The organism is Mycobacterium sp. (assembly GCF_035697385.1).
In the GTDB taxonomy this organism is placed as follows: Bacteria; Actinomycetota; Actinomycetes; order Mycobacteriales; family Mycobacteriaceae; genus Mycobacterium.
In genome coordinates, this window is sequence record NZ_DASSCY010000058.1 from 1 (window position 1) to 11,325 (window position 11,325).

Here is an 11,325-nt window from a genome sequence, read left to right on the forward strand (position 1 = left end):
GGGCGACAACAGCGACGTGTTCCTGGCCGACTCCGCAACGGTGGTCAAGGACTGGCACCTTCCCCCGCGCGCACGCAAACCGCAACGCTGGGTGAAGCTCACCGGCACGCTGGCCGCCGGCGGGCTCAAGCAGGGCGTGTACGCGCTCTACGAACCACCCGCACCTGCGGGGCTCGCCGACAATCCCGACCGAAGGGCCGCGGGCAACGCCGAGATCATCGCCGTCGACGACCCGACCATCCCGACGGAGGTGACGATCTGCGAGCGGGAGCCGAAGGAGGGCGGACCTTTTGCGCAGGTGCCGTTCGCGCTGACGCCGGGTGCGCCCATTGCGACGAAGAAGCTGCGCGAGTCCATCGACGGCGCCGCCGCCGACCTGGCCGCGGGCCTTCCGGCCTTGCCCGACAATGCCATTGCCGACGTCCTGCTGCGCCGTCATCCGCGCACCCGCAGCGGCGCCCCGCTGCCGCACACCGGTGACAACACTGCCGACATCACTGCGGCCCTGCTCGACCTCGATTCGTCCTACCTGGCCGTGCACGGACCACCGGGAACCGGCAAGACCTATACGGCGGCCAAGATCATCGCCGGGATGGTCAACGACCAGCGATGGCGGGTCGGGGTGGTGGCACAGTCACATGCCGTCGTCGAGAACCTGTTTCGCGAACTCATCAAGGCGGGCGTCGACGCGACGCGGATCGCCAAGAAGGCACACGGCGACGGCGCCACCTGGCAGGAAATCGACGAAAAGTCGTACGCGGGCTTCATATGCGACCACGCCGGCTGCGTAATCGGCGGCACCGCATGGGATTTCGCGAACGACACCAGGGTCGACGCCCGCAGCCTCGACCTGCTGGTGATCGAGGAGGCCGGCCAGTTCTGCCTGGCCAACACCATTGCGGTGGCGCGAGCGGCACACAACCTGATGCTGCTCGGCGATCCGCAGCAACTGCCGCAGGTCAGCCAGGGCCACCACCCCGAACCGGTCGACGCGTCGGCGCTCGGCTGGCTGGTTGACGGCGCCCGGACACTGCCCGCGGAACTCGGTTACTTCCTGGATCGGTCGTATCGAATGCATCCCGCGGTGTGCGAGCCGGTGTCGCGGCTGTCCTACGAGGGCAGGTTGCACTCCGAGGAAAGCCACACCGCGGCGCGACGACTCGACGGCCGTGCGCCCGGTGTGGAGGTGCTGACGATCTCGCACGACGGCAACTCCACCAGCAGCCCTGAGGAAGCGGCGGCGATCGTGGCGGAGACGCAGAGCCTGCTCGGCTCGATTTGGACCGACGAGGACGGCACCCGCGACCTCAACCAAAGCGACATCCTCGTGGTGGCGCCGTACAACGCCCAGGTGCTGTTGCTGCAAGAGCATTTCGACGCCGCCGGGCTGCCCGATGTCGCGGTCGGGACCGTCGACAAGTTTCAGGGCAGGCAGGCGCCGGTGGTGTTCGTGTCGATGACGGCGTCATCGATTGACGACGTGCCGCGCGGAATCTCGTTCCTGCTCAACAGGAATCGCCTCAATGTGGCGGTCAGCCGCGCGAAGTACCTCAGCGTCATCGTCCGCTCACACGCGTTGACCGACTACCTGCCGTCCACGCCGGAGCGCCTGGTGGAGCTGGGCGCGTTCCTGACGCTCACACCGTGTGATACACCGTCGGGATGAGCTTGACGGACCAGCTGGCCGCGATTGCGGGCACCGCCCATGTCAGCACCGATCCCGACGTGCTCGATGGCCGCAGCGTCGACCACACCGGCCGCTATCGCGGTCATGCCGCCGCGCTGGTGCGGCCCGGCTCGGCCGATGAAGTGGCGGCGGTGTTGCGGGCCTGCCGCGACGCCGGCGCGTTCGTCACGGTGCAGGGCGGGCGTACCTCGCTGGTGGCAGGCACGGTGCCCGAACACGACGACGTGCTGCTGTCGACCGAACGACTCACCGAAATCGGCGAAGTCGATGTCGTCGACCGTCGCATCCAGGTCGGCGCGGGGGTGACGCTTGGGGCGGTGCAACGCGCCGCGGCGCAGGCCGGTTTGGTTTTCGGTGTCGACCTGGCGGCCCGCGATTCCGCGACGGTGGGCGGTATGGCGTCGACGAACGCCGGCGGGCTACGCACCGTGCGCTACGGCAATATGGGTGAGCAGGTCGTCGGACTCGACGTCGCGCTGCCCGACGGGTCGGTGGTGCGCAGGCACAGCCAGGTCCGGATGGACAACACGGGATACGACCTGACGTCGCTGTTCGTCGGCGCCGAAGGCACGCTGGGCGTCATCACCGGGCTGGATCTGCGGCTGCACCCGACACCGACGCATCGTGTCACGGCAATCTGCGGGTTCGCTGATCTGGACGCGATGGTGGAGGCCGGGCGGTTGTTTCGCGATATGGACGGCATCGCAGCGCTGGAGCTGATCGACGCGCGCGCCAGCGCGCTCACCGCCGAGCACGTCGGCGTTGCCGCGCCGGTCGAGGGCGCATGGCAAATGCTCATCGAATTGGCCGCCGACACAGACCAAACCGAGCGACTCGCCGACGCACTCGACGGCGTTCAGTTGTGCGGCGAGCCGGCAGTAGGAGTCGATGTCAACGCGCAGCAGCGGCTGTGGCAGGTCCGCGAATCGGTGGCCGAGGTCCTCGGCGTCTACGGCCCGCCGCTGAAATTCGATGTGTCACTGCCGTTGTCGGCGATCAACAGGTTCGCGACCGAATCGGCTGAACTCGTCGCCGAGCATGCGCCGGACGCAATCCCGGTGCTGTTCGGGCATATTGGCGAGGGCAACCTGCACCTGAACGTGTTGCGCTGCGGGCCCGATGCGGAGCGCGAGCTGTACTCGCCGATGATGGACTTGATCGCAGGCAGCGGCGGCAACGTCAGCTCCGAACATGGCATAGGCACCCGCAAGCGCGATTACGTCGGGATGTCGCGGTCGGACGCCGACATCGCCGCGATGCGCGCAGTGAAGCACGCCTTCGACCCGACGGGATTCCTCAACCCCGCGGTGCTGTTCGGCTAGTCGCGGCCCGGCGCGGAGTGTCTGCCGTAGCTCGACGCATCGTCGGGGTCGTCGCGCGAGTGCCTGCCGTTGGACTCGAACCAGAACTGCCGGGGCTCGGGTCGATCCTCGGACTGTTGGTGGCGTGCTGGGCGCTCGTAGTCACCGCGCTGCTCGGGGCGCGCACGGGGCAGCGGCTGGAACCGTTGCTCTTCGTCGACGTGGAATCCGTTGTGCGCGTAGCCGATCGGTTCGACCGCGGGTTTGGCAGGCGGATCGCCGAGCAGCTCGTCGAGAATGCCGCGCCATTGTTCGCGCCGCGGCTCCGGCGGGTCGGCCGGAGCCGGGTCGGGCGGCGCCGGCTCAGGTCGCTCGGGTTCGGCTTCGAGCTCGTCCCCCTGCCCTTCGGGCGGGTGGTGCCCCCACTGCCACGACTCGACCGGCGCGCTATGCCATGTCTCTGCCGGAGCATGCAGCAGATGCCCGGCGCGCGAACGCATCGGCTCGGTGTCGCCCTCGTCATCGACCGCCCGCACCGGTTCGGGTTCGCTCCAGGCGGGTTCGGGTTCGTCCCAGGTGATCGTGTACTCGACGTAGTCGTCATCGTCGACGAAAGCGTCGTCCCCGCCGTATTCCACCGCGTGCCCTGCGTGAGGGTCCACGTCGTCGGCACGCGGTGCGGGCACCAGCCGCTGCAGGTTCTGGTTCCCGAAGCCCAACAGGAACAGCGCGGCGACGACACCGAACAACGCGAAGAAGGCAGGCAACAGCATCGACTGCGACATCGCCGCGGCGAACGGTTCGTGCAAGAACGCGGGCAGCCGCGTCACCGAACCTTCGCCCTGCGGCGCCTGGTTTTGCATCTGCGGCATCTCCGCACCGATCCGCGAAGTCATGAACGCCGCCATACCTGCGCTGCCCAGCACCGACCCCACCTGGCGGGTGCCGTTGTAAACCCCTGAACCCGCACCGGCCAGCTGGGCGGGCAGGTTGCGCGTGGCGGTGGCCGCGAGCGGTGACCAGATGAACGCCATGCCGATACCCGTTGCCGTCACCGGCAGCACCAGCCGCCAGATCGGCGTCGTCGGGGTCATCTCGATCGACAACCAGGTCATCGCGATCGCCAGCACCGAGAAGCCGAAACCGATCACCGGCCGCGGATGCGACCGGTCGACGATCCTGCCGACCAACGGCGCAAGCACACCCGTCGCGATAGCCATCGGCGCGATCAGCAGCGCAGCGCGTGTCGGCGACAGGCCGCACACCGCCTGCGCGAAGAACATCACCGGCAGCATCATCGCGGTGACGACGAACCCGATCGTGGCCACACCGAGGTTGGACAAGGAGAAGTCGCGGTCGCGGAAAATCATGAGCGGAATCAAGGGCTCGTTGCTGTTCACCGATTGCCAGATGACGAAAGCCGCCACGAAGCCGATGCCGCCTGCGATGGTGCCCCAGATCCACGGCGCCCAGTCGTGCGCCTGCCCCTCCTGCAGCGCGAACACGATCATGAACATGCCGATGCCCGACAGCAGCACGCCGGCCAAGTCGAAGCGGGGCTTCTCGGTGGGCAGGTCAGGGATCAGCCACACCGCAAGACAGAGGCCGATGACACCGATCGGCACGTTGACGAAGAAGATCCACTGCCAGCCGAGCCCGTCGACAAGTACGCCGCCTGCCAGCGGACCAACCAGCGTGGCGACCCCGGCCGTCGCGCCCCACACGCTCATGGCCACGCCGCGGCGTTCGGCCGGGAAAATCCGCGTGATCGTCGACAGCGTTTGCGGTGTCAGCAGCGCCGCGCCGATGCCCTGCACGACCCGGGCCGCGACCAGCATCCCGATGGTGTCGGAAAGGCCGCACCACAGCGAAGCCGCGGTGAAGACGGCCAGGCCCAGCAGATAGAGGTTTCTGGGCCCGTACCGGTCGCCGAGCCGCCCGGCTAACAGCAGCGGCACCGCGTAGGCCAGCAAGTATGCGCTGGTCACCCAGATGACAGCGTCGTAGCTGGCGTCCAGCTTCTCCATGATGGCCGGATTGGCGACCGCGACGATGGTCGCGTCGACCAGGATCATGAAGAACCCGACCAACATCGCCCACAGCGCGTGCCACGGGTTCTCGCTGTTGGGGATGATTCCTGGCCGCACTCCACGAGCGCGGCTTGCTTGCCGGGTAGTCAGAGTCTCGAACATCTCGGGTCGACTAAGTGAACAACGATTCAGCCGACGCTACGTACCTGGGAGTGCCCCGACAAGTCCGGGGTCACCTGCGAAAGCGTCAGGCGGGCTCGGCGGCGTCGCCGGTGACGTCGTCCTTGGTTTCGGCGGCCGGTACCCCGACCGCTAACAGAGCCAGCAGAGCGATCACCATGCCGACTGTCATCACCAAGGCTAGCGCCACTTCGTCGTTGCCGAGCGCGCCGACCAGCGGTGCCACGGCAGCACCGAGCCCGAACTGACCGGCACCGAGCAGCGCGGCCGACGTCCCCGCGGCGTCGGGATGCCGGCTCAACGCCACCGCAGGCGCGTTGGGAATCACCAAGCCCATCGGGGCCAGAATCGCCCAGACCGGCAGCACGAACCCGGCGAGCCCGCCGATGTGACCGACCGCAAGCCCGACGAAGATCACCCCGGCGACAGTTGCCGCCACCAGCGCCCACAACACGATGGTCTGCGGCGAGAACCGTCGCAGCAGCACGACGTTGAATTGCGTCGCACCGATCAGGGCGACTGCGCCGGCGCCGAACACCAGCGCGAACATCTGCTGGTCCAGGCCGTAGTGGCCCTGCAGCACGAACGACGCGCCCGCGATGTAGGCGAACAAGGCCGACATGCCGAGCGCGCCGACCAGCACCAGGATGATGAATCGGGCGTCCCGCAGGAGCTCTAGATAGGTGGCACCGATGCTGCGTACCTTCAGCGGCCTTCGATGCGAATCGGGAAGGGTCTCCGGCAACGCCAGCGCCGCAACCAAGAGCAGCGCCGCGCCCATCACGACCAGTGCGGCGAACACCCAGTGCCAAGAGGCTTTCAGCAGCACCGCGGCGCCCAGCGACGGCGCGACCACCGGCGCGACGCCCAACACCAGCATCAGCCGCGACAGCACGGTGGCCGCGGTCGACTCGGCGAACAGATCACCGACGACGGCGATCGCGACCACCATCGCGGCGGCCGCGCCCATGCCCTGCAGGCCGCGGGCGATGCCGAGCAAGGCGATGTTCGGTGCGAACAGGCACAGCAGCGACGCCACCATGTGCAGCACGATGCCCGCCATCAGCGGCCGCCGGCGCCCAAGCGAGTCCGACAGCGGGCCGACGATCAGCTGCCCGAGGGCCAGGCCGACCAGCGTGCCTGTGAGCGTGAGTTGGGCGACCGACGACGACACTCCGAGTTCATCGGAGATCTGCGGCAGCGCGGGCAGATACATATCGATGGTCAGCGGGCCCAGTGCGACCACGGCGCCAAGCACCACAATCATCCGAACGCGGCCGGGCGGTTCCCCCGTCGCTGGCTCCGGACGCGCCACCGACTCCGATCCTGCGGTCAGGGATTCGGCGGTCGTCAGGTCCACGTCGGGGGATACTGCCATGCACGTAGTTAGCACCGCATATCAATTTTTTCTTCCCCGCTTCTCAGACAGTGAGCGCGATCACTGTCGGGCACCTGCCGCCCGCTCCCGTTCGTTAACAACGCGTTAGCCTGAAGGCCAGCCGTAACCACGACAGAGGGGCCGCATATGAGCGCTCGGTCAAGCGCCAAGAGCCAGCTGCCGGCTACTACTGAAGACAACCCCGGCGCCACGGCGAAGGTGCTTTCGCAGATCATCGAACGCGGCGCCCGCGTGCAAGCGCCCGCGGTGAAGGCGTATGTCGATCGACTGCGCGATCACAATGCCGATGCGGCGCCCGCCGAGGTCGTCAAGAAGCTCGAGAAGCACTACCTCGCCGCGGTCATGGCCAGCGGTGCGGCGGTCGGCTCTGCTGCGGCCATCCCTGGCATCGGCACGTTGGCGGCCCTGTCCGCGGTCGCCGGCGAGACAGTGGTGTTCATGGAGGCGACGGCGGTCTACGTGCTCGCGCTCGCCGAGGTGTACGGGATCCCCGCCGATCACCGGGAGCGGCGCCGCGCGATGGTACTGGCGGTACTCGTCGGCGAGGACGGCAAGCACGCGGTCGCAGATCTCATCGGGCCCGGCCGCACCAGCGGCGCCTGGATCGCCGACGGAGCGGCGACGTTGCCGCTGCCTGCCGTGTCGCAGCTGAATTCGCGCCTGATGAAGTACTTCGTCAAACGCTACGCGCTCAAGCGCGGGGCGATCGCGTTCGGCAAGTTGCTACCGGTCGGCATCGGCGCCGTCGTCGGCGGGGTGGGAAACCGGCTGATGGGTAAGCGAATCATCGCCAACGCACGCAAGGCGTTCGGCAATCCGCCGCCGCGCTGGCCCGCCGCTCTGCACGTGCTGCCGGGGCCGCGAAACTAGCAGTTTTACGACCACAACGACCATAAGGGCGTTGGCATGGTCTGCCCGTTGCCAGAGCGATAGCCTTTAGGCGGCGAAAGAGCGGGTAACCGCAAAAAGTGGCGAGCGTTTCAGTGCGCTTGCGTGAAGCGAAGAATCGAGGCGAGTAGCTACCGTGAGCTCACCTTCACCATTCGGTCAGAACGAGTGGTTGGTCGAGGAGATGTATCGCAAGTTCCGCGAGGATCCCTCGTCGGTAGACGACAGTTGGCATGAATTCCTAGTCGACTACTCCCCTGAATCCCCTGAACCAACCGCCGAGACGCGAAGCACCGGCGGCAACGGAAAACCATCGGCCGCGCCAACTGCGCCGCCAGAACCAGCGCCCGCGCCGCCACCTGCGACCGCGAAGGGCAATGGGGCGGCGGCTCCCGCGAAGGCGCCGCAGGCCGAAAAGGCGCCCGAAAAAGCACCAGAGAAGGCGCCCGAGAAGGCGCCCGAAAAAGCACAGGCAAAGGCACCCGCGCCAAAACAGGCGGAGGGCGACGAAGCGCAGGTCCTGCGCGGAGCAGCGGCGGCCGTCGTCAAGAACATGTCGGCTTCTCTTGAGGTGCCGACTGCAACGAGCGTGCGCGCGATCCCGGCCAAGCTGATGATCGACAACCGGATCGTGATCAACAACCACCTCAAGCGCACCCGCGGCGGGAAGATCTCGTTCACCCACCTCATCGGCTACGCGGTGGTGCAGGCGGTCAAGAAGTTCCCGAACATGAATCGCCATTTTGCCGAGGTCGACGGCAAGCCCAATGCGATAACCCCCGAACACATCAACCTCGGGCTGGCCATCGACCTGCAGGGCAAGGACGGCAACCGGCAGCTCGTCGTCGCCGGCATCAAGAAGGCCCAGGCCATGCGGTTCGGCCAGTTCATCGCCGCCTACGAGGACATCGTGCGGCGTGCGCGCGACGGCAAGCTGACCGCCGAAGACTTTGGTGGCGTGACGATTTCGCTGACCAATCCCGGCACCATCGGCACTGTGCACTCGGTGCCGCGACTGATGCGCGGCCAGGGCGCGATCATCGGCGTCGGCGCAATGGAATACCCCGCCGAGTTCCAGGGGGCCAGCGAGGAACGCATCTCCGAGCTCGGCGTCGGCAAGCTGGTGACGTTCACGTCCACCTATGACCACCGCATCATTCAGGGCGCCGAGTCGGGCGACTTCCTGCGCACCGTGCACGAATTGCTGCTGTCGGACGACTTTTTCGACGAGATCTTCCGCGAACTCGGCATCCCGTACGAGCCGGTCCGCTGGCGCACCGACAACCCCGATTCCATCGAGGACAAGAACGCCCGCGTCATCGAGCTGATCGCGGCGTACCGCAACCGCGGCCACCTGATGGCCGACATCGACCCGCTGCGGCTGGACAAAGGCCGGTTCCGCAGCCACCCGGACCTCGACGTGCAGACCCACGGCCTGACGCTGTGGGATCTGGACCGCGAGTTCAAGGTCAACGGCTTCGCCGGTGCCGAGCACAAGAAGCTTCGCGACGTGCTCGGGCTGCTGCGTGACGCCTACTGCCGCCACGTCGGCGTCGAATACACCCACATCCTCGAGCCCGAGCAGCAGAAGTGGCTGGAGGAGCGCGTCGAGGTCAAGCACGACAAGCCGACCGTCGCGCAGCAGAAGTACATCCTGTCCAAACTGAACGCCGCCGAGGCCTTCGAGACGTTCCTGCAGACGAAATACGTTGGGCAGAAGCGATTCTCGCTGGAAGGCGCGGAAACCGTCATCCCGACGATGGACGCGGTGATCGACCAGTGCGCCGAGCATGCGCTCGACGAGGTGGTCATCGGTATGCCGCACCGCGGCCGGCTCAACGTGCTGGCCAACATCGTCGGCAAGCCGTACTCGCAGATCTTCAGCGAGTTCGAGGGCAACCTGAACCCGTCGCAGGCGCACGGCTCCGGTGACGTCAAGTACCACCTCGGCGCGACCGGTAACTACATCCAGATGTTCGGCGACAACGACATTCAGGTGTCGTTGGTGGCCAACCCGTCACACCTGGAGGCGGTCGACCCGGTGCTGGAAGGGCTGGTCCGGGCGAAGCAGGACCTGCTCGACAAGGGCGACGGGCCGGACGGTTTCACCGTCGTGCCGCTGATGCTGCACGGCGACGCGGCGTTCGCGGGCCAGGGTGTGGTGGCGGAAACTCTGAACCTGGCCCTGCTACGCGGGTACCGCACCGGCGGCACCATCCACATCATCGTCAACAACCAAATCGGTTTCACCACATCGCCTTTCGATTCAAAGTCGTCGGAATACTGCACCGACGTCGCGAAGATGATCGGCGCGCCGATCTTCCACGTGAACGGCGACGACCCCGAGGCCGCGGTGTGGGTCGCGAAGCTGGCCGTGGACTTCCGGCAGAAGTTCAACAAGGACGTCGTCATCGACATGCTGTGCTACCGCCGTCGCGGGCACAACGAGGGCGACGACCCGTCGATGACGCAGCCGGCCATGTACGACGCGATCGACCTCAAGCGCGGTGTGCGCAAGACCTACACCGAAGCGCTGATCGGCCGCGGCGACATATCGATGAAAGAGGCCGAGGACGCGCTGCGTGACTACCAGGGTCAGCTCGAGCGCGTGTTCAACGAAGTCCGGGAGCTCGAGAAGCACGAGATCGAGCCCAGTGCGTCAGTGGAATCCGACCAGATGGTGCCCGCCGGAATGAACACGGCGGTCGACAAGTCGCTGCTGGCCCGCATCGGCGACGCATTCCTGTCCGTACCCGACGGCTTCACGGTCCATCCGCGGGTCAAGCCAGTGCTGGAGAAGCGCCGCGAGATGGCCTACGAAGGCAAGGTCGACTGGGCGTTCGCCGAACTGCTGGCGCTCGGGTCGTTGATCGCCGAGGGCAAGACGGTTCGGTTGTCCGGCCAGGACACTCGCCGCGGCACGTTCACCCAGCGCCATTCCGTGGTGATCGACCGCACGACCGGTCAGGAGTTCACGCCGCTGCAGCTGCTGACGGTCAACCAGGACGGAACGCCGACCGGCGGCAAGTTCATGGTGTACGACTCGGCATTGTCGGAGTTCGCCGCCGTGGGCTTCGAGTACGGCTATTCAGTCGGCGATCCCGAAGCACTTGTGTTGTGGGAGGCCCAGTTCGGCGACTTCGTCAACGGGGCGCAGTCGATCATCGACGAGTTCATCAGCTCGGGCGAGGCCAAGTGGGGACAGCTCTCGGATGTGGTGCTGCTGCTGCCGCATGGTCACGAGGGTCAGGGACCTGACCACACGTCGGGACGCATCGAGCGCTTCCTGCTGCTGTGGGCCGAGGGCTCGATGACGATCGCGATGCCGTCGACACCGGCCAACTACTTCCACCTGCTGCGCCGCCATGCGCTGGACGGGATCCACCGGCCGCTGATCGTGTTCACGCCGAAGTCGATGCTGCGCAACAAGGCTGCGGTGAGCGACATCCGCGACTTCACCGAGCAGAAGTTCCGGTCGGTGCTGGAGGAGCCCACGTACACCGACGGCGACGGCGACCGCAACAAGGTGAAGCGAATCTTGTTGACCAGCGGCAAGATCTACTACGAGATGGTGGCACGCAAGAACAAGGATCAGCGCGACGACGTGGCGATCGTGCGCGTCGAACAGCTGGCGCCGCTGCCTCGACGGCGGCTGGCCGAAACGCTTGACCAGTACCCGAACGCCGACCAGTACTTCTGGGTGCAGGAGGAGCCGGCCAACCAGGGTGCGTGGCCGAACTTCGGTCTGGCGCTGCCGGAGGTGCTGCCGGAGAAGTTGACTGGCATCAAACGGATTTCGCGGCGCGCCATGTCGGCGCCGTCGTCGGGTTCGTCGAAGGT

At 66.8% G+C, this 11,325-nt stretch carries 6 protein-coding genes; 4 read left to right on the forward strand and 2 right to left on the reverse strand.

What is annotated here, in order from left to right:
- Both VFH65_RS05325 and VFH65_RS05330 read left to right on the forward strand, forming a co-directional pair.
- A partial coding sequence (locus tag VFH65_RS05325) for a DEAD/DEAH box helicase (protein WP_353320107.1) occupies positions 1–1,666 on the forward strand: 1,666 nt, incomplete at its 5' end.
- Positions 1,663–3,009, forward strand: a complete 1,347-nt coding sequence (locus VFH65_RS05330) for an FAD-binding oxidoreductase (RefSeq protein WP_353320108.1) — start codon at positions 1,663–1,665, stop codon at positions 3,007–3,009. The genes VFH65_RS05325 and VFH65_RS05330, both read left to right, overlap by 4 nt.
- Here the strand turns inward: VFH65_RS05330 and VFH65_RS05335 are convergent.
- Positions 3,006–5,180, reverse strand: a complete 2,175-nt coding sequence (locus tag VFH65_RS05335; RefSeq protein ID WP_414688362.1) for an MFS transporter — start codon at positions 5,178–5,180, stop codon at positions 3,006–3,008. The genes VFH65_RS05330 and VFH65_RS05335 overlap by 4 nt on opposite strands.
- 85 nt (positions 5,181–5,265) lie before the next feature.
- Entirely contained in the window at positions 5,266–6,576 is a 1,311-nt protein-coding gene (locus VFH65_RS05340) for a multidrug effflux MFS transporter (protein WP_414688363.1), read from the reverse strand.
- Between the two features lie 147 nt (positions 6,577–6,723).
- Between VFH65_RS05340 and VFH65_RS05345 the strand changes: the two genes are divergently transcribed.
- Complete coding sequence (locus VFH65_RS05345) at positions 6,724–7,467, forward strand: hypothetical protein (RefSeq protein ID WP_353320109.1); 744 nt, start codon at positions 6,724–6,726, stop codon at positions 7,465–7,467.
- A gap of 202 nt (positions 7,468–7,669) precedes the next feature.
- A partial coding sequence (locus VFH65_RS05350) for a multifunctional oxoglutarate decarboxylase/oxoglutarate dehydrogenase thiamine pyrophosphate-binding subunit/dihydrolipoyllysine-residue succinyltransferase subunit (RefSeq protein ID WP_353320112.1) occupies positions 7,670–11,325 on the forward strand: 3,656 nt, incomplete at its 3' end.